Here is a 19,777-nt window from a genome sequence, read left to right on the forward strand (position 1 = left end):
CGAGCACCAGATTGCGGTGTGTGAAGACGATACATTGTCGAAAGTTCGAATCGAAACACACAAATCTATTACATACCCATTCGCTGGAGCGTGATCTCGCAAGAGAAAACGACCTGGCTACCGAATTTCTTGACGACCATAGAGCATTGGAACCACCTGATCCCATCCCGAACTCAGCAGTGAAACGATGCATCGCCGATGGTAGTGTGGGGTTTCCCCATGTGAGAGTAGGTCATCGTCAAGATTAAATTCCGAAACCCCTATCTGCGTATGCAGGTAGGGGTTTTGTTTTGTCCGCAGGAAAGTTCGTACAGCAGTGCTCTAATTCAACAGCACGGTGCGGGCCTCATGCTTGAGGGAAAGGTTCTGACGGCGAGCCGGCCAGTTCAGGCCCTCGCCAGGGCTTCCAAGCCGCGTGGCAGGCCCTTGAGACTCGATCAGAGCTCGCATGGCGACAATGCCCCTGACGCCCTCGCAAGCCTCCGAGCGCGGCTCCCTTGAATGATGCGCTGCCCCAGCTCACGCAGAAAACAACGTCATTTCCTGAAGTTGATTAATCATCACCCACAAAAAAGCCCCAGACCCTAAGGCCTGAGGCTTTTCGTTTACAGCGTATGGTGCACCAGGCGGGATTCGAACCCACGACCCCTGCCTTCGGAGGGCAGTACTCTATCCAGCTGAGCTACTGGTGCAAGCGGGCGCCATGATACTCATATGTGCTGCGTGCGTCCATGCTGCTGAATCGACTGTGTTTTTTGAAAGCGTAACGTGCGCTTGCTACGTTGATCAGAAAAATTAGGCAAATGCGGCGTTTTCGTTCTTTTTTTCGAACAGGCTATTGTCCTTTACCCCCTTTGATCCTAGGATTCGTTTGAGATTTCAAACGCTCCTGTCTGGGTGCTGAACCGCACGGTATCAATCAGTGCGCTATTTATGTGCTTCAGCCCAGTGAATGATTTCCCTGACGGCAGCCTATAGGGCGCCTTTCTACAATCATAATTTGCTCCGCGCCTGCCGCGGTGCTGTTAAGGAAAGCCGACATGCAGCTTAAAGACACCCAGTTGTTCCGCCAGCAAGCCTTTATCGATGGCGCTTGGGTCGACGCGGACAATGGTCAGACGATCAAAGTGAACAACCCGGCCACCGGCGAAATTCTGGGTACCGTGCCGAAAATGGGCGCTGCCGAAACCCGCCGTGCGATTGAAGCCGCTGACAAAGCGCTGCCGGCCTGGCGTGCACTGACCGCCAAGGACCGTGCGAACAAACTGCGTCGCTGGTTCGAGCTGATTATCGAAAACCAGGACGACCTCGCTCGCCTGATGACCCTGGAGCAGGGCAAGCCATTGGCCGAAGCCAAGGGCGAAATTGTTTACGCCGCTTCCTTTATCGAATGGTTCGCCGAAGAAGCCAAGCGCGTCTACGGTGACGTGATTCCGGGCCACCAGCCAGACAAGCGGCTGATCGTGATCAAGCAGCCAATCGGCGTGACCGCTGCCATTACCCCGTGGAACTTCCCGGCTGCAATGATCACCCGTAAAGCCGGCCCAGCCTTGGCTGCCGGTTGCACCATGGTGCTCAAGCCTGCTTCGCAAACCCCGTTCTCCGCGTTCGCCTTGGCTGAATTGGCTCAACGTGCTGGCATTCCTGCCGGTGTGTTCAGCGTCGTTTCCGGCAGCGCCGGCGACATCGGTAGCGAGCTGACCAGCAACCCGATCGTTCGCAAACTGTCTTTCACCGGCTCGACCGAAATCGGTCGCCAGTTGATGGCTGAGTGCGCCAAGGACATCAAGAAAGTCTCCCTGGAACTGGGCGGCAACGCCCCGTTCATCGTGTTCGACGACGCGGACCTGGATAAGGCCGTCGAAGGCGCGATCATTTCCAAATACCGCAATAACGGCCAGACCTGCGTCTGTGCCAACCGCCTGTACATTCAGGATTCGGTCTACGACGCGTTCGCCGAGAAGCTGAAAGTGGCCGTGGCCAAACTCAAGATCGGTAATGGTCTGGAAGAGGGCACCACCACTGGCCCGCTGATCGACGAAAAAGCCGTGGCCAAGGTTCAAGAGCACATTGCTGACGCGATCAGCAAAGGTGCAACGGTCCTGGCCGGTGGCAAGGTCATGGAAGGCAACTTCTTCGAGCCGACCATCCTGACCAACGTGCCGAAGAACGCTGCCGTGGCCAAGGAAGAAACCTTCGGTCCATTGGCGCCGCTGTTCCGCTTCAAAGATGAAGCTGAAGTGATCGCGATGTCCAACGACACCGAGTTCGGTCTGGCCTCGTACTTCTATGCTCGTGACCTGGGCCGCGTGTTCCGTGTCGCTGAAGCCCTGGAATACGGCATGGTCGGCGTCAACACCGGGTTGATCTCCAACGAAGTTGCGCCGTTCGGCGGCATCAAGGCGTCGGGCCTGGGCCGTGAAGGCTCCAAGTACGGCATCGAAGATTACCTGGAAATCAAATACCTCTGCCTGGGCATCTAAGCCCGGCCAGGCATTTTGCTTCAAACGCAAAGGGCACGAGAGCGCTGTCCCTTTGCGTGCTTCAAACGAAATTTATCTGCGGCCGGGAAAGCTGTGGCAGTCGATCATCGCATGCTGCCGTAGTTGCCTCCCCGCTGCCTTTCCTTGAGCCACGCCGACCGATGAGCGGCGAATGAGGACTTTATGAGCAAGACTAACGCATCCCTGATGAAACGCCGCGAAGCCGCTGTACCACGCGGTGTTGGCCAGATTCACCCGATCTTCGCCGAGTCCGCGAAGAACGCCACCGTGACCGACGTAGAAGGTCGCGAGTTCATCGACTTCGCCGGCGGTATCGCCGTGCTGAACACTGGCCACGTGCACCCGAAAATCATCGCCGCCGTGACCGAGCAGCTGAACAAGCTGACCCATACTTGCTTCCAGGTTCTGGCCTACGAGCCGTATGTAGAAGTGTGCGAAAAAATCAACGCCAAGGTGCCAGGTGATTTCGAAAAGAAAACCCTGCTGGTCACCACCGGTTCCGAAGCAGTGGAAAACGCCGTGAAAATCGCCCGTGCCGCCACTGGCCGTGCCGGCGTGATCGCGTTCACCGGCGCTTACCACGGTCGCACCATGATGACCCTGGGCCTGACCGGTAAAGTCGTGCCTTACTCGGCCGGCATGGGCCTGATGCCAGGCGGCGTGTTCCGCGCGCTGTACCCGAACGAACTGCACGGTGTGAGCATCGACGACTCGATCGCCAGCATCGAACGCATCTTCAAGAACGACGCCGAGCCGCGCGACATCGCTGCCATCATCATCGAGCCGGTTCAGGGTGAAGGCGGTTTCTACGTCGCGCCTAAAGAGTTCATGAAGCGTCTGCGCGCCCTGTGCGACCAGCACGGCATCCTCTTGATCGCTGACGAAGTGCAAACCGGCGCTGGCCGTACCGGCACCTTCTTCGCCATGGAACAGATGGGCGTGTCCGCCGACCTGACCACCTTCGCCAAATCCATCGCTGGCGGCTTCCCGTTGGCCGGTGTGTGCGGCAAGGCCGAATACATGGATGCCATCGCTCCAGGCGGCCTGGGCGGCACCTACGCCGGTAGCCCGATCGCTTGCGCTGCGGCCCTCGCCGTGATGGAAGTGTTCGAAGAAGAGCATCTGCTGGACCGCTGCAAGGCGGTCGGCGAGCGTCTGGTTACTGGCCTTAAGGCTATCCAGGCCAAGTACCCGGTCATCGGCGAAGTCCGTGCGCTCGGCGCGATGATCGCGGTTGAGCTGTTCGTCGATGGCGACAGCCACAAGCCGAACGCGCCAGCAGTGGCAGCGGTTGTCGCCAAGGCGCGCGACAAGGGCCTGATCCTGCTGTCCTGCGGCACCTACGGCAACGTTCTGCGCGTCCTGGTACCGCTGACTTCGCCGGACGAGCAACTGGACAAAGGTCTGGCGATCATCGAAGAGTGCTTCTCCGAGCTGTGATCACCTAGTGTGACCTGATCGACAAAAAACCCGCTTCGGCGGGTTTTTTTACGCCTCTTGAAACACATTGCGGCCATTTGCGCTGTATCGAACCGCCAGCGTTGACTAAGGTTCAAGCATTACGAGGGAGCGTGCCGCATGACTGTTGTTGATTTACCTGCTGCACCGAGGGTGTTGATTGCCGAGGCCGACCCGTGGTCTCGAGACTTGCTCAAGCAGGTGTTATTGAATGTTCGCTGCGACGCGCGGCTGGACCTTTGCGCCGATGGCCAGCAGGCAATAGACAGGCTGGCGGAAACGCCTTACGACCTGGCGATCGTTGACTGGGAGTTGCCCGGTGTCGATGGCTTGAGTGTTTTGCGAAACGTGCGTCAACGTCGGCGCAATCCGCCACTGCCGTTCATTCTGATGAGCAGCCGCAACGACAGTGGCAGCGTGCACGAGGCTTTGCCTTTGGCGCCCACGGCGTATCTGACCAAACCCTTGAACATGGAAAACCTCACCCAGCGTCTGCAGGAGTTGCTGCTGAACGCCGGTGAAGAAGTGTCCTGCGAGGTGCCGAAGTTGGCGCCGGGCATGACGTTATCGGTGTATCTGGAGCGTCGTCGGGAACTGACGGACGGTGCGCCGTTGATGACTGATGTACAGATAGCGGTGCAACGCAGCCTCAATCCCGGCGGTCTCGATCTGAAGCGGATGGAAGACGAAATTCGCTCCGATCCGCAGATTACCGCTGTGCTGATCGCCGCCGCGAACAGCGCGGCGCATCACCTTGGTGATCCTGTACAAACCCTGTCCCAAGCCTTGCACCGTTTGGGCTCCGGGCAAAGCATGAACTTGATTCTCGGGTTGGCCCTCAAGCGCAGTGCCCGACTCGACGATCCGCTACTGGCGGACTATGCCGAACGTAATTGGGAGCTGTCGCTGCACACCGCCGAGTACGCCCGCACGCTGGCACGTTTGCTGGATCTGGAACAAGAACGCTGTTACTGCGCAGGCATGCTGCATCGTCTTGGTGACCTCGCGTTGCTGCGTTGTTTGCAAGAGTGGAAGCAGAGCGGAGGTGATCTGGACGAATGGGAGGAAGTCGGTGATGCGCTGGCCGAGTTCGGAGGGGCCTACGGTTCGGCGCTACGCACGCGCTGGCGTCTGCCGCTGGAGCTGCGAGAGCTGATTGCGGCGGTCTATCAGCTCGGTGGTGGGGTTTATTCACGAGAAGCGCTGGTGATGAACATGGCGGCGCAATTGGCGCGCCTGACCGAGCATGAGGGCGTGGAAGAGTTGGCGAAAAGCCGAACAGCGCGGTTGCTCAAGATTGGTTTGCCGGAACTGATGCGATTACGCAAAAAGTGAGCATCACACCAAGCCCGCTCCCACATGGTTTCATGTTCGGCGGATTAGCCGGAAATGATCCGGTTCTTGCCCTTCCGCTTGGCTTCATACATCGCCGCATCCGCTCGGGCAAACAGGCTGTCGAGGCTTTCGTCCTCGTCGGTGAGGCTGGTCAGCCCCTGGCTGACAGTAATGCCAAACGTCTGGTCATCATGGCTAAAGCTCAGTTGCTGAATCTGCCGTTGCAACCGTTCGGCCACTTGCATAGCCATGTCCGGCGCGCAGCCAGGAAACACTGCCGCAAACTCTTCACCACCGATCCGCCCGAACACATCGCCTCGACGTAATGCTGCGCGACCGCTCTCTGCGATTTGTTGCAGCACTACGTCACCTTGCGGATGACCATACGTATCGTTGACCCCTTTGAAATCATCGATGTCCAGCAGCAGGAACGCCAGCGGAGTTCCTTGCTTGCGTGCTTGGGCAAATTCGCGCTGTGCGCACTCAAAGAAGTGCCGGCGATTACTGCTTTGAGTCAGCACGTCGGTAGTGGCCAGGCGTTGCAGTTCGGCTTCCATCCGCTTCTTTTCGGTGATGTCTTCGGCAATGCCGACAATGATCACGGGTTGGCCGGGTTCGGCCTGACGGTTGACGAAGCATTTGTCGCTGAGCCAACGCACCTGCCCATCGGCATTGATGATGCGGTATTCGCGGTCTTCAACCGCACCTTTGACCAGCACTTCGGCCAGGCTGCGCTCGGCATAGTCCAGGTCGTCGGGGTAAATGCTGTCGCGCCATTCGTTGTAGTCGGACAACAAACTGCCGGCGGAGCGGCCGAAAATTCGCTCATAGGCCGGGCTGACGTAAAGCACCTGCCGGGTTTCCCAGTTGAACGCCCAAAGCACTGCGTTGACGCTCACCAGCAGCGAGCTGAACAGCTGTTCGCGCTCACTCAGTCGCGCCACTTCACTCTGGGCATGCATCAGTGCCATCAGGGTTTGAGCCGTATCGGGCGATTTCGCAAAGGATGAGTCGTGCAGGTTTTTTGTGACCATCGGGACAAATCTCAAGGGGCGTGCGCCATTCCAGATTCGAAAGCGGCGACAACGAAACCCGCCGGGGTGGCGAAGTGTCTTTGAGATAGGGGATTTAGAGCTAAGTTCCGAGGGGTGCGCCCGCTAGCGGGGCGCACCGATCAACGGCATCAGACAGAGGCAGGGCGCAGGGAGTAGGTCTTCAACTGGTCGGCGAAGTCGCGCAGGGATTGAATCCCGCTGGCTTCGGCTTCATGCACCCAATCCTTGATGGCGGCGAGCATGTCGTGGCCATTTGAGCTGGTCTTGACCCAGATCTGCTGCAAGGCCAGGCGTTTCTCGTAAATTACTTTCAGCGCCTGGCTGTGTTCGAGCATGGTCTGGATGCGAACGTGGTGTTTTTCGTCCAGCAGGCTGGTTTCACGCGAGAGCAGGCGCTTGGCGCGATGGAATTGATGGCGGACGGAGTGATCGACCTTTTCCAGCTCCTGCTTGACCAGTGGCGCGATCACCAATTTGCGGTACTGGGCCATGATCTGGAAGCGGTTGTTGAGGATCGCCATGGCGGTGTCCATGTCCAGGCTGCCTTTGCCTTCAACCCGGTGTGCGATCGGAGCGACACGCTGGACCTTGGCCAGACGGAAGAAACTGAAGACCTGGATCCAGGCCCAACCAAGGTCGAACTCCCACTTCTTCACCGACAATTTTGCCGAGTTAGGGTAGGTGTGATGGTTGTTATGCAGTTCTTCGCCGCCGATCAGGATGCCCCAAGGCACCAGATTGGTTGCCGCATCGCGACATTCGAAGTTGCGATAGCCGATGGCATGGCCAAGGCCATTGACCACGCCGGCGGCCCATACCGGGATCCACATCATCTGGATGGCCCAGATGGTGATACCGATGGTGCCGAACAGCAGCAGGTCGATGACGCCCATGATCGCCACACCCAACAGCGGGAATCGGCTGTAGAGGTTACGTTCGATCCAGTCTTCCGGGCAGTTCTTGCCGTAGATGCGCAAAGTCTCCGGGTTTTCCGCTTCGGCGCGGTACAACTCGGCACCTTTGCGCAAAACGGTGGAAAGCCCTTTGACGACCGGACTGTGTGGGTCATCGACGGTTTCGCATTTGGCGTGATGCTTGCGGTGGATAGCGGTCCACTCGCGGGTGTTCTGCGCCGTGGTCAACCACAGCCAGAAGCGGAAGAAATGTTTCAGGCCGGCATTGAGCTCAAGCGAGCGATGGGCTGAATAACGATGCAGATAGACCGTGACGCCAACGATCGTGACGTGGGTCATCAGCAGGGTGACTGCCACCAGTGACCAAGGCGACAAGCCGAGTAAACCTTCGTACCACATAGGCTGTAGGGCCCTCGATAAAGAAAAAAACAGCCGTAGCATTATCACTAAGCCCACGGATAAAACCAGTCGCCCTTTCAGATAAGAGTGGCTGGATGTGTCCTTGACCTATAATTCCAACCTTTCTGTAGGGACATGGACGCTCTAATGTCTGCCACCTATCGCGACGCCTTGCGTGCAGCGCTGCTTTATCTGTTGCTTTCAGTCGCCTGGATGGCGGTTAGCGGCCATTTATTGAACAGTTTCTTCGATAGCTCTACCGAGCTATTGCGATGGCAACTGATCAACGGCTATTTCTGGGTGGTGCTCAGCGCCGGTTTGATCTTCATTGCCCGGGCCCGACTGTTCAAATGCCTGGGGATCGGCGCCAGATTGCGCGAGCGCCATGCCGACCGTGAGCGTTTGAGCCAGGCCGCTGCGGTGTTCGATTGCACCCGTGAGGGCGTTTTGGTCACCGACAGCAACGGGCTGATTGTGCATGTGAACCGGGCCTTCATGGCGATCACCGGTTATCAATGTGATGAGGTGCTGGGCCAGCAACCGAGCCTGTTCAAATCCGGCCGTCATCCGCCGGCGTTCTACCAGTCGATGTACGCGACACTCAACAGCTGCGGTGAGTGGAGCGGGGAAATCTGGAATCGCCGTAAAAGCGGTGAAATCTACCCGCAATGGCAAACCATCCGCATCATTCATGACGATCGGGGCCGGCGTAGCCACTACGTGGCGGTTTTTTCCGATATCAGTGCGATCAAAAACTCCGAGCACGAACTCAAGCGCCTGGCACACCACGATCCGCTGACCGATCTGCCCAATCGGCTGTTGTTCACCGACCGTGTCGAACAGGCGCTGGCATCGGCGCAAATCCATAAACGGGGCTGCGCGTTGCTGATGATCGACCTGGATCACTTCAAGATGATTAACGACAGCCTTGGGCATACCGTCGGTGATCAATTGCTGAAGGCTGTGGCCGAGCATTTGAAAACGATGTTCGGCCCAGGCATGACCCTGGCGCGTCTGGGCGGTGATGAATTTGCGGTGCTCGCCGAAAGCTGTCCACAAGTAGCACAAGCCGCGGCGCTGGCTCAGCGAATCATCGATGGCCTGCGGGAGCCGTTCTACATTGATGGACATCGACTGTTTATCAACGCCAGTGTCGGCATCAGTCAGTTTCCGAGTGATGCCTTGAGTGCCGAGCAAATGTTGCGCAACGCCGATTCGGCCTTGTTCAAGGCCAAGAGTGCGGGGCGGGATGGCTACGCGCTCTATACCGAAGAGTTGACCGCCCACGCGCAGCAGCGGGTGGAAATTGCCTTTGAATTGCGCCGCGCTCTCCAGCAGCAAGAGCTGCGCGTCTATTACCAACCCGTGCATGACCTCAAAACCAGTCGTCTGATTGGCGTCGAAGCGCTGGTGCGTTGGGCGCATCCGCAACGCGGACTGGTGTCGCCGGCAGAGTTTATCCCCATCGCCGAGCGTACCGGGCTGATTGCCGAGATCGATGCCTGGGTCATGCAGCAGGCCTGCCAGCAAATGTGCCAGTGGCAAGCGGCGGGTGTGGGGTTGGCGTTTGTGGCGGTGAATGTCTCATCGCGACTGTTTGCCCGACGCGAGCTGTATCAGCAGGTGGCTCAGGTGCTTGATGCGACGGGGCTTGATCCGGCGTATCTGGAGCTGGAAGTGACCGAAAGCGCCGTGATGGAGGATCCGGAGGTAGCGCTGGAGCAAATGCACCGCCTGCGCGAGTTGGGTGTGCGGCTGGCCATCGATGATTTCGGCACGGGATATTCGTCGCTGCTGCGGCTCAAGCGATTGCCGGTACAGAAGCTCAAGATTGACCAGGGCTTCGTCGCCGGATTGCCGTGGGATGAAGATGACGCGGCGATTGTGCGAGTGATCATTGCCTTGGCGCAGAGCATGGGGATGCAGGTGCATGCCGAGGGGATCGAGCAGGTTGAGCAGGCCGGATTCCTGCTCGAGCATGAATGTGATTTGGGGCAAGGCTACTGGTTTGGGCGGCCGGTGCCGGCGGAGCAACTGGATTGGATGTGCGCGCCCATTATTCGCTAAGCCCGCTTTTAAGCTTTTGTGGCGAGGAACCTTGCTCCCGTTGGACTGCGCAGCGGTCCTAAAAGCGAGTGCTTCGCCCTCGAGCGGGAGCAAGCTCCCTCGCCACAGAGTTCAGAGTCAATCTCAGAAACGTCGCAAACCCGCACCCCGTCACGCAATTCATTTCGGTTATATAAACATTCTTAAATAGTCTTTTTAAGAATATCTACTCCTCACTACTATTGGTCTCACGCCGCAAGCAGTGCCGCCACTGTCAGGCAACCTCTCAGTTGAAGGAGCAGCACCATGAGCGCATCCCTACGTAGTGTTGATGGCCAAGACGAAGCAACCATTTTGCGTGAGATCCAGAGCGCATTGCGCGATCTGCGCTTTGGGGCTGTGGAGATCACTGTGCATAACGCCCAGGTCGTCCAGATCGAACGCAAAGAGAAATTCCGTCTGCAGAACCCGAGCAATAAGCCGAGCTAAGCAACCGGCAATCCGCTTCCCGCCTCCATAAAAAAAGCCAACACACACAGAATTCCAGGAGCTTTCACCATGTCGTCGATTCGTCATTTCGCTTTGGCCGCCCTGGCCAGCGCCCTTTTTGCGGGTTCCGCGGTTGCCAAGGATTACGAGCTGCTCAATGTGTCGTATGACCCGACGCGTGAGCTGTATCAGGACTACAACGCCGAGTTCATCAAGTTCTGGCAAGCGGATCACGCTGGCGACACTGTGAAGATCCAGCAATCGCACGGTGGTTCGGGCAAACAGGGCCGCGCGGTGATCGACGGTCTGCGTGCCGACGTCGTGACCCTGGCCCTGGCGGGTGACATCGACGAAATCGCCAAGCTCGGCAAGACCCTGCCGGCCGACTGGCAGAAGCGTCTACCGGATGCGAGCACGCCTTACACCTCGACCATCGTGTTCCTGGTGCGCAAGGGCAACCCGAAAGGCATCAAGGACTGGGGCGACCTGGTTAAAAATGACGTCTCGGTCATCACCCCTAACCCGAAAACCTCCGGCGGCGCTCGCTGGAACTTCCTCGCGGCCTGGGCCTATGGCCTGAAAGCCAACGGCGGTGACGAAGCCAAGGCCAAGGAATACATCCAGACCCTGTTCAAGCACGTGCCTGTGCTGGACACCGGTGCTCGCGGTTCGACCATTACATTCGTCAACAACGGTCAGGGTGACGTGTTGCTGGCCTGGGAAAACGAAGCGTTCCTGGCGCTGAAAGAAGACGGCGGTGCTGACAAGTTTGAAATCGTCGTGCCTTCGCTGTCGATCCTTGCAGAACCTCCGGTGGCCGTGGTCGACAAGAACGCCGAGAAAAAGGGCAACGAGCAGGTCGCCGAAGCGTACCTCAAGCACCTGTACAGCCCGGCCGGTCAGGAAATTGCTGCGAAAAACTTCTATCGTCCACGAGACAAGGACGTGGCCGCCAAGTACGCCAAGCAGTTCCCGACCCTGGACCTGGTGACCATCGACAAAGACTTCGGCGGCTGGAAAACCGCGCAACCGAAGTTCTTCAATGACGGTGGTGTGTTCGACCAGATTTATCAGGCGCAGTAGTCTTAAATAGCCATCAACGAGCCCCGATTTAACCGTCGGGGCTTTGCGCGTTCTCAACCAAGGACTTTTATGTCGCGTCGTATCTCCCCCGTCATACCCGGCTTCGGGCTGACGCTGGGCTACACCTTGGTGTACCTCAGCCTGATTGTGCTCATTCCACTGGCGGCGATGTTCGTCCATGCCGCCCAACTCACCTGGGATCAGTTCTGGGCAATTATCTCGGCGCCACGGGTGCTGGCGGCGTTGAAGCTGAGCTTCGGCACCGCGCTCTATGCCGCGATCATCAACGGCATCATTGGCACGCTGCTGGCCTGGGTGCTGGTGCGCTATACCTTCCCCGGTCGCAAAGTCATCGACGCCATGATCGACTTGCCCTTCGCTTTGCCTACGGCGGTAGCCGGTATCGCGTTGACGGCGTTGTACACCCCCACCGGTTTGGTGGGGCAGTTTGCAGCGGACCTGGGTTTCAAGATCGCGTACACCCCCCTCGGCATCACCCTTGCCCTCACTTTTGTGACACTTCCATTCGTAGTACGTACCGTACAGCCGGTATTGGCTGATATTCCGCGTGAAGTGGAAGAAGCGGCGGCGTGTCTCGGGGCAAAACCATTACAGGTTTTCCGTTACATTCTGGTGCCCGCCTTGCTCCCGGCGTGGCTGACGGGTTTCGCGTTGGCCTTTGCCCGCGGGGTCGGTGAGTACGGTTCGGTGATTTTCATCGCCGGCAACATGCCGATGAAAACCGAGATCCTGCCGCTGCTGATCATGGTCAAGCTCGACCAGTACGATTACACCGGCGCCACGTCCATTGGTGTACTGATGCTGGTGGTTTCCTTCGTCCTGTTGCTGCTGATCAACTTGCTGCAACGTCGCATCGAAACCCCATAAGGAGGCGCGAACCATGTCCCAATCGTCTATTGCGGCCGCCTCTTCGGCCAACGCTGCGCGCCGTGGCAGTGCCACCTCGCGAAGAATCCTGATCGGCCTTGGCTGGCTGATTTTTGCGTTGTTTCTGTTGTTGCCGCTGTTCATCGTGGTGTCCCAGGGCCTGAAGCTTGGCCTCGGTGCGTTCTTCACCGCGATCTTTGAACCGGATGCGTTGTCGGCGCTGAAACTCACGGTGATCGCCGTGCTGATTTCGGTGCCGTTGAACCTGGTGTTCGGCGTCAGCGCCGCGTGGTGCGTGAGCAAGTACTCGTTCCGCGGCAAGAGCATGCTGGTCACGTTGATCGACCTGCCGTTCTCGGTCTCGCCGGTGATCGCCGGTCTGGTCTATGTGCTGATGTTTGGCGCCCAGGGCCTGTTCGGGCCATGGCTGCAGGATCACGACATCCAGATCGTCTTCGCCTTGCCGGGCATCGTGCTGGCGACGATTTTTGTCACCGTGCCGTTCGTGGCGCGTGAGCTGATCCCGCTGATGCAGGAACAGGGCACGCAAGAAGAAGAGGCCGCGCGCCTGCTGGGCGCCAATGGTTGGCAGATGTTCTGGCACGTCACCGTTCCCAATATCAAATGGGGCCTGATCTACGGCGTGGTGCTGTGTACCGCGCGTGCGATGGGTGAGTTCGGTGCGGTGTCGGTGGTTTCCGGGCACATTCGCGGAGTGACCAACACCCTGCCGCTGCACGTCGAGATCCTCTACAACGAATACAACCACGTGGCCGCGTTCGCGGTAGCGAGCCTGTTGCTGATCATGGCGCTCTTCATCCTGCTGCTTAAGCAGTGGAGCGAAAACCGTATTAACCGCCTGCGCGCCAGCGCCGCGGAGGAATAATTCATGTCGATCGAAGTGCGTAACGTCAGCAAGAATTTCAACGCGTTCAAGGCGCTGGACAACATCAGCCTGGACATCCAGAGCGGTGAACTCGTGGCGCTGCTAGGCCCGTCCGGGTGCGGTAAAACCACGCTGCTGCGGATCATCGCCGGCCTTGAAACCCCGGACCAGGGCAACATCGTGTTCCATGGCGAAGACGTTTCCGGCCACGACGTGCGTGATCGCAACGTCGGCTTCGTGTTCCAGCACTACGCGTTGTTCCGCCACATGACGGTGTTCGACAACGTCGCGTTCGGCCTGCGCATGAAGCCGAAAAACCAGCGCCCGAACGAAAGCAGGATCGCGGAAAAAGTCCATGAACTGCTGAACATGGTGCAACTGGACTGGCTGTCGGATCGCTACCCGGAGCAACTCTCCGGTGGCCAGCGTCAGCGTATTGCCCTGGCCCGTGCCTTGGCGGTGGAACCGAAAGTCCTGCTGCTCGACGAACCCTTCGGCGCCCTCGACGCCAAGGTCCGTAAAGAATTGCGCCGCTGGCTGGCGCGGCTGCACGAGGACATCAACCTGACCTCGGTATTCGTGACCCACGACCAGGAAGAGGCGATGGAAGTCGCCGACCGTATCGTGGTGATGAACAAGGGTGTGATCGAACAGATCGGCTCACCGGGTGATGTTTACGAAAACCCGGCCAGCGATTTTGTTTATCACTTCCTCGGTGATTCCAACCGACTGCATTTGGGTGAGGACAACCACGTGCTGTTCCGTCCGCACGAGGTGTCGTTGTCGCGGCATGAACTGGAAGATCACCACGCGGCTGAAGTGCGCGACATCCGTCCGTTGGGCGCGACGACCCGGGTGACGTTGAAGGTCGAGGGTCAGAGCGAATTGATCGAGGCGGAAGTGGTGAAGGACCATGACAGCCTGATCGGGCTGGCGAAGGGTGAAACGCTGTTCTTCAAGCCCAAGGTCTGGCAAAAACTCGCCAACATCTAAGGTCAAAAGCTTCGCGAGCAAGCCCGCTCCCACATTTGGTTGATGTCGTATACACAATTTGTGATCGACGCAAATCAAATGTGGGAGCGGGCTTGCTCGCGAAAGCACCTTATGCCGCAGCGCGATTCGGATTGACTCGAACACCCCCGGCCCGCGCCTCGATCTGCTCTTTGAGGTCATGCCGCAACCCCAACAAAAACGCCAACTCCGCCACCACAAACAACGGCCCGACAATCAGCCCGGTCACATCATCGACAAACGCCGGCTTACGCCCTTCATAGTGATGCCCGACAAACTGAATCGCCCAGCCCACCACAAACATCCCGACACCGCTAGACAGCCACACCAGGGTACTTTGCTGCGCCAGCACCTGCCCCGCCCAGACGGACAGCCCCAGCAGCACGGTCATCAGCACCCCGAGGCGCAACTCCAGGCGCAGGTAAAACCACGCTGACGCCAACGACACCAGCACCGCCGGCGAAAGCCAGCCACCTGCCCATTGCGGCCGCGACAGCAACACCGCTACGGCCACCACAATCAACGGAATACCGATAAAGTGGCTGGCGATGTTGCGCGGATCACGGTGGTAAGCGGCGTATTGACTGAGGTGGTCAACGAGGCTTTTCATTGTTATTCCTCCTGTAGGGTGATTGATCATGCCCCGGGTTCACGTTTCGCTCTGTCAGGCAGGCGACAATCTCCAGGAGTTTCCATGGACATGCAGGTTTGGCGCTCGCGCTTGATGAGCGGCCAGTGGTTCAGTCATCTACCTGTTTCCTTTCAGGATAGTCTGCTGGCCGCGGCCCGGCTGCGGCGCCTGTCATCCGGGCAATTGCTGTTCAAGCGCGGCGACCCCCCATGCGGTTTGTACGCGGTGCTCGAAGGCTCGGTGCGCATCGGCGCGGTCAGCGAGCAGGGCAAGGAAGCGCTGTTAAGCCTGGTGGAACCGCCGCACTGGTTTGGCGAAATCTGCTTGTTCGACGGCCAGGCGCGGACCCACGATGCCTTCGCCGTGGGCACGTGCACCCTGTTGCACATCCCGCAAACGGCACTGTTGAAGTTGCTCGACGAACAACCGGTGTACTGGCGGCAACTGGCGTTGCTGATGAGCCACAAGTTGCGCCTGACCTTCATCAACCTCGAACAACTGAGCCTGATGCCCGCCCCGGCACGTCTCGCCCATCGCTTGCTGATGATCGCCGCCGGTTATGGCGAAATCGACCCACCCCGCCGGGTGCTGCAATTGCCGCAGGAGCAATTGGCGTCGCTGCTGTCGCTGTCGCGCCAGACCACCAACCAGTTGCTCAAGGAATTGCAGGGCCAAGGGATTCTGAATCTCAAGTATGGCGAGATCGAAATCGTCGACGCCGAACGGTTGCGGGCACTGGCAATTTTTTAAAGCGCGACGTTATTGGTGGGCTTTGCCCGCGAAGGCGCCTAGCCTGTGACGACGATAATCGAGGTGTGCCATGCGTGTACTGCTAGTAGAAGACGAACCGGAGACCGCCAAACTCCTGGCCAACGGCCTGAACGAGGCGAGCTATTCGGTGGATATCGCGCTCAACGGCATGGACGGTCGGCGCTTTATCGAGTCCGGCGAATACGAGCTGATCATCCTCGACGTGATGCTGCCAGGGCTCAACGGCTGGCAGCTGCAACAACAGATCCGCAAGCTCGGCGAGACGCCGGTGCTGTTCCTGACCACCAAGGATGGCATCGAAGATCGACTGCGTGGGTTGGAGTTGCATGAAGACGACTACTTGCTCAAGCCATTTGCGGTAAGTGAATTGGTGGCGCGGGTGCGCAAGCTGTTGCGGCGGGATCGGGGGCGGTGATGTCCCGAACGACTGGTTAAAAAATGAGCTGGACTTCTCCTATGAACTGCACTAAATACAATGCATATCCATATAAAGTGTGATTTTGCACGGTATACGATGCAGGTTGGTAAATGGAAAACCTTGGCGAACTGATCCGCTCGCTCCGCAAGGCGCAAAAGCTATCCCAGCAGGCACTGGCAAAACAGTACGGCATGAGCCGTTCCACGATTTCAGGTATTGAAAACAACACCGTCTCTGAAATCGGCCTGCGTAAGGTAGAGGCAATCCTCAACGGCTTCGGGTATGAGCTTACCGCCGTGCCCCGTCAGTCGAAGCGTCCAACGCTGGACTCACTGAAAAAGGTCAACTTCCATGGCTGAGTCGCAGGAAAGGGACCGGCTTCACATCAGTGTCTGCGAAAACGCAGTGGGCACCTTGGGTCGTGGTCAGTCTCGCAGTGATTCAGTGTTTACCTACGCCGAAAACGCACAGGAAGAAAACTCGGTTTCGTTGACCATGCCGGCTCGCCTTGAAAGTTACACATGGGAGCAAGGTGTACCGCCGGTTTTCGAAATGAACCTGCCAGAAGGGGCTCTGCGAGATGAGTTGGTTCGTCGTTTCAGCAAAGCAGTCAGGGGCTTTGATGATTTCGCGATGTTGTCGATCGTCGGCCCGCATCAGCTAGGGCGAGTAGGCATTGCAAGCGCGCAGGACGCGAACGACCGTCCACCTGAAACCAGTCTTGCGGACCTTTTGGTTCATGACGGTGCTCAGGGCCTGTTTGATGATCTGTTGCACACGTATGGCCAATATTCAGGCGTATCCGGTGTGCAGCCCAAGGTGTTGGTCCGTGACAGTGCGACAACCGTCGACCGCCTGACTCATCGAGGTGCGACGCATCTGGTCAAATCCTTTCGTCCAGAGGAATACCCTGAACTCGCAGCCAACGAATACTTCTGCATGCGGGCGGCGCTACATTCGGGGCTTGAGGTGCCGAAGTTCGAGCTCAGCGAGCATGGCAAATTTCTGGTCGTCGAACGCTTCGACCTTAACGCCAGCGGATATTTGGGGTTCGAAGACTTCTGCGTACTGAATGCCTGGCCGTCGAAGGCCAAATACGATGGTTCCTACGAAGGTGCCGCAAAGCAGATTAAAGAGTTCGTCTCACCATCGCTGCTGAACCAGTCGCTTGAATCATTTTTCAAGATCGTCGCGCTCTCGTCAGCCTTGAAAAATGGCGACGCTCACCTTAAAAACTTTGGTGTGTTGTATGAACATTGCGGCGTGGATGCGCAAATCAGCCTTGCTCCGGCCTACGACATCGTCACCACGTCGGTTTACATAAAGTCCGACAGCATGGCGTTGTTGTTAGGCGGATCAAAAGCATGGCCAAAATACAAAATGCTGATGCGATTTGGCCGTTCTGCCTGCAACCTGACTGAAGGCCGTTGCAATGAACTGTTGCAGCAGGTCGCCCATGGGGTGGAAGTGGCGATGGCGGAGATGGCTGCCTACATCAAAGACAACAGCGTCTTTGCGAACGTTGGCGAAGCGATGATGGAGCAGTGGGTATCAGGCGTCGCGCGAAGTCTCGTGAAAAGTTGATCAGCGCAACCCATCCCGAAACTGCCCCGGCGTCATCCCCGTCCAGCGCTTGAACGCGCGACTGAAACTGCTGGTATCGGCAAACCCCAGCAAGTAACTGACTTCACTCAATGAACATTGCGGGTCGCGCAGGTGTAGCAGCGCCAGGTTTTCGCGACTTTCATTGAGCAGTGTATCGAACCGATAGCCCTCATCCGCCAAGTGCCGTTGCAGGCTGCGCAAGCTCAGGTGCAGGGCCTTGGCGATGTGTTCGGCGCTGGGCTCGCCTTCGGGCAACTGTTCTTCGATGGCGTCACGGACCTTGCGCTCCCAGGTCAGCGGTTTGAGCTGCGCCAAGGCGCGGTTGAGCACGGTTTCGTTGTGCTCGGCCAGTTCCGGGTTGGCGTCGTCCAGGTGGCTGTCGAAATCCACCAGGGAAAACTCCACGCGGTCTTCTTCCGCCGAAAAATACACCGGTGAGCGAAAGACTTTGTGCCATTGATGCGCATCGGCGGGTTCCGGGCGGCGCAGGTACACCGCCAGCGGTGCATAGTCGCGACCGAGGCGATTGCGGCAGGTGCGCACGTAGATCGCCGTGAAGGCGTCGATGGCTTCGAATGCGGGCGCCGGGTTGCCCACAGGAATTTTCAGGCGAAAACGATAGCGGTCCTCGGCACGGGTCAGTTCCAGTTCCAGGGCATCGCTGACGACCTGGTGATAACGCACGATTCGCTCGAACACCTCGCGCAAGCTGCCGCTGGCCACCAGCGCATAACCGAGCGCATGAAACGTCGTGGGGCTTACAAAACGCGACACGCGCAGGCCAATCGCCGGGTCGCCGCTGACCTGCACGGCGATTTCCCACAGGCGCGTGGTGCCGGACAACGGGTAACGGGCGTTTGGGTCGTCCATCAATTGCGGATCGAGCCCCGCCTGGTGGCACAGTGCGCTGCTGTCGAGGCCCAGCGCATCGAGTTGCTTGCGCAGGGCGCGGGTCCAGCTGGCGAGGGAGGTCGGTTCAGTCATGCTGATTGGCGCTTCCGGTCAACAGGTTGGCGTTCATGGCTACCACCTTTCAAATCTTCACAAGGCAGGATGCGAACATCAATAACCAGAGGATGGAAGCATGCACGGTACTTCTGCAAGTCCCCAGCGACTGAATGCAGCGCAGCGATCAGCACATATTCGTGAAGTGGTGCTGGCCAAGGGCGTCGAACTGCGTCAGCGCTACCCGATTCTCAAGCATCAGGATGCCCTCGGCGCAGGCATTCTGGCCTTCGCCCTGGCCGGGATGATCGGCTCGGCGGCGCTGTACATGACCGGGCACATGGCCTGGTGGGCGTGTCTGTTGCTCAACGCGTTTTTCGCCTCGTTGACCCACGAGCTGGAACACGACCTGATCCATAGCATGTACTTTCGCAAACAGCGCGTGCCGCACAACCTGATGATGGGCCTGGTGTGGCTGGCGCGGCCGAGCACGATCAATCCGTGGATCCGCCGGCATCTGCACCTCAATCATCACAAGGTGTCCGGCACGGAGACCGACATGGAAGAACGCGCCATCACCAACGGGGAACCCTGGGGTTTTGCGCGGTTGCTGATGATTGGCGACAACATCATGTCGGCGCTCATTCGTATGCTGCGCGCGAAAACCTGGACGCATAAATTCAGCATTATCAAACGCACGCTCAAGGTCTACGCACCGCTGGCGCTTTTGCATTGGGGCGCGTGGTACGTGTTCCTCGGCTTCCATGCGGCCAACGGCATCGCATCGCTGATGGGCGCGCCAATCGAGTGGTCGGCAACGACGTTGTCGGTGATGCAGGTGATCGACATCGCGGCCGTGGTGATCATCGGCCCGAACGTGTTGCGCACGTTCTGCCTGCACTTCATCAGCTCGAACATGCACTACTACGGCGACATCGAGCCGGGGAACGTGATGCAGCAGTGCCAGGTGCTGAACGCCTGGTGGTTGTGGCCGTTGCAGGCGTTCTGCTTCAACTTCGGCAGCAGCCATGGCATCCATCACTTTGTGGTGAAGGAACCGTTTTACATCCGCCAGATGACCGTGCCGGTGGCGCATAAAGTGATGCGTGAGATGGGGGTGCGATTCAACGATTACGGGACGTTTGGGCGGGCTAATCGGTTTATACGCAAAGAAGCGGTACACACGCAGGAATCTCGTGTCGCTCAGGTTTGATGGATGTGATCGGAAACTCAAATGCCCAGTAGGCAACGGTGAAGGCGTTCGTCATCAATCTGACCCAAAGAGGCGGTACGTTAAGACTCAAGCAGGGAGGCTTGGTGGGTCATGTATCGCTGTTTG

General features: G+C 58.3%; 18 protein-coding genes, 1 tRNA gene and 1 rRNA gene. 15 read left to right on the plus strand and 5 right to left on the minus strand.

Going from position 1 to position 19,777, the window contains the following annotated elements:
* Nucleotides 1–128: 128 nt before the first annotated feature.
* Nucleotides 129–244 (plus strand): 5S ribosomal RNA (rrf, locus tag EAH78_RS13525).
* A gap of 371 nt (nt 245–615) precedes the next feature.
* Here rrf and EAH78_RS13530 read toward each other — a convergent pair.
* A tRNA-Arg gene (locus tag EAH78_RS13530) sits at nt 616–692 on the minus strand.
* A 348-nt stretch (nt 693–1,040) separates the two neighbouring features.
* Between EAH78_RS13530 and gabD the strand changes: the two genes are divergently transcribed.
* The 3 genes from gabD (at nt 1,041) to EAH78_RS13545 (ending at nt 5,297) form a co-directional block, all read left to right on the plus strand.
* On the plus strand, nt 1,041–2,483 hold the full coding sequence (gene gabD / locus EAH78_RS13535) for an NADP-dependent succinate-semialdehyde dehydrogenase (RefSeq protein ID WP_008148203.1): 1,443 nt from the start codon (nt 1,041–1,043) through the stop codon (nt 2,481–2,483).
* Between the two features lie 183 nt (nt 2,484–2,666).
* Entirely contained in the window at nt 2,667–3,944 is a 1,278-nt protein-coding gene (gabT, locus tag EAH78_RS13540) for a 4-aminobutyrate--2-oxoglutarate transaminase (RefSeq protein WP_140667985.1), read from the plus strand.
* Between the two features lie 138 nt (nt 3,945–4,082).
* Nucleotides 4,083–5,297 (plus strand): response regulator, encoded by a 1,215-nt coding sequence (locus tag EAH78_RS13545; RefSeq protein WP_140667986.1) that lies wholly within the window; start codon nt 4,083–4,085, stop codon nt 5,295–5,297.
* 44 nt (nt 5,298–5,341) lie between these two features.
* Here the strand turns inward: EAH78_RS13545 and EAH78_RS13550 are convergent, their stop codons facing one another.
* Nucleotides 5,342–6,331: a GGDEF domain-containing protein gene (locus EAH78_RS13550; RefSeq protein WP_140667987.1), complete on the minus strand. Its 990-nt coding sequence runs from the start codon at nt 6,329–6,331 to the stop codon at nt 5,342–5,344.
* 149 nt (nt 6,332–6,480) lie between these two features.
* Entirely contained in the window at nt 6,481–7,665 is a 1,185-nt protein-coding gene (gene desA, locus EAH78_RS13555; RefSeq protein WP_140667988.1) for a delta-9 fatty acid desaturase DesA, read from the minus strand.
* Nucleotides 7,666–7,812: 147 nt separating this feature from the next.
* On the opposite strand from desA, the gene dibA reads away from it, so the two are divergent.
* The 6 genes from dibA (at nt 7,813) to EAH78_RS13585 (ending at nt 14,050) form a co-directional block, all read left to right on the plus strand.
* Complete coding sequence (gene dibA, locus EAH78_RS13560; RefSeq protein ID WP_140667989.1) at nt 7,813–9,732, plus strand: phosphodiesterase DibA; 1,920 nt, start codon at nt 7,813–7,815, stop codon at nt 9,730–9,732.
* A 285-nt stretch (nt 9,733–10,017) separates the two neighbouring features.
* Complete coding sequence (gene oscA / locus EAH78_RS13565) at nt 10,018–10,200, plus strand: sulfur starvation response protein OscA (RefSeq protein ID WP_007945260.1); 183 nt, start codon at nt 10,018–10,020, stop codon at nt 10,198–10,200.
* 69 nt (nt 10,201–10,269) lie between these two features.
* Nucleotides 10,270–11,283, plus strand: a complete 1,014-nt coding sequence (locus EAH78_RS13570; protein WP_140667990.1) for a sulfate ABC transporter substrate-binding protein — start codon at nt 10,270–10,272, stop codon at nt 11,281–11,283.
* 69 nt (nt 11,284–11,352) lie between these two features.
* Complete coding sequence (gene cysT / locus EAH78_RS13575; protein ID WP_046047286.1) at nt 11,353–12,171, plus strand: sulfate ABC transporter permease subunit CysT; 819 nt, start codon at nt 11,353–11,355, stop codon at nt 12,169–12,171.
* A gap of 13 nt (nt 12,172–12,184) precedes the next feature.
* The gene (gene cysW / locus EAH78_RS13580; RefSeq protein ID WP_027922271.1) at nt 12,185–13,057 is read left to right on the plus strand and encodes a sulfate ABC transporter permease subunit CysW; all 873 of its coding nucleotides are present in this window, start codon (nt 12,185–12,187) and stop codon (nt 13,055–13,057) included.
* 3 nt (nt 13,058–13,060) lie between these two features.
* Nucleotides 13,061–14,050, plus strand: a complete 990-nt coding sequence (locus EAH78_RS13585; RefSeq protein ID WP_140667991.1) for a sulfate/molybdate ABC transporter ATP-binding protein — start codon at nt 13,061–13,063, stop codon at nt 14,048–14,050.
* A gap of 109 nt (nt 14,051–14,159) precedes the next feature.
* Here the strand turns inward: EAH78_RS13585 and EAH78_RS13590 are convergent, their stop codons facing one another.
* Nucleotides 14,160–14,678, minus strand: coding sequence for a DUF962 domain-containing protein (locus EAH78_RS13590; RefSeq protein ID WP_140667992.1), 519 nt, complete (start codon nt 14,676–14,678; stop codon nt 14,160–14,162).
* Between the two features lie 84 nt (nt 14,679–14,762).
* Between EAH78_RS13590 and EAH78_RS13595 the strand changes: the two genes are divergently transcribed.
* From EAH78_RS13595 to EAH78_RS13610, 4 genes are all read left to right on the plus strand, one after another.
* Entirely contained in the window at nt 14,763–15,449 is a 687-nt protein-coding gene (locus tag EAH78_RS13595; RefSeq protein ID WP_140667993.1) for a Crp/Fnr family transcriptional regulator, read from the plus strand.
* A gap of 70 nt (nt 15,450–15,519) precedes the next feature.
* Entirely contained in the window at nt 15,520–15,885 is a 366-nt protein-coding gene (locus EAH78_RS13600) for a response regulator (protein WP_140667994.1), read from the plus strand.
* A 113-nt stretch (nt 15,886–15,998) separates the two neighbouring features.
* Nucleotides 15,999–16,247: a helix-turn-helix domain-containing protein gene (locus tag EAH78_RS13605; RefSeq protein WP_123436352.1), complete on the plus strand. Its 249-nt coding sequence runs from the start codon at nt 15,999–16,001 to the stop codon at nt 16,245–16,247.
* Complete coding sequence (locus EAH78_RS13610; RefSeq protein WP_140667995.1) at nt 16,240–17,472, plus strand: type II toxin-antitoxin system HipA family toxin; 1,233 nt, start codon at nt 16,240–16,242, stop codon at nt 17,470–17,472. The genes EAH78_RS13605 and EAH78_RS13610 overlap by 8 nt, the downstream gene beginning before the upstream one ends.
* Here the strand turns inward: EAH78_RS13610 and EAH78_RS13615 are convergent, their stop codons facing one another.
* Nucleotides 17,473–18,477, minus strand: a complete 1,005-nt coding sequence (locus tag EAH78_RS13615) for an AraC family transcriptional regulator (RefSeq protein ID WP_140667996.1) — start codon at nt 18,475–18,477, stop codon at nt 17,473–17,475.
* A gap of 100 nt (nt 18,478–18,577) precedes the next feature.
* On the opposite strand from EAH78_RS13615, the gene EAH78_RS13620 reads away from it, so the two are divergent.
* Nucleotides 18,578–19,651, plus strand: a complete 1,074-nt coding sequence (locus EAH78_RS13620; protein WP_140667997.1) for a fatty acid desaturase — start codon at nt 18,578–18,580, stop codon at nt 19,649–19,651.
* Nucleotides 19,652–19,777 lie beyond the last annotated feature (126 nt).

Source organism: Pseudomonas arsenicoxydans (assembly GCF_006438915.1).
Classification (GTDB): Bacteria; Pseudomonadota; Gammaproteobacteria; order Pseudomonadales; family Pseudomonadaceae; genus Aquipseudomonas; species Aquipseudomonas arsenicoxydans_A.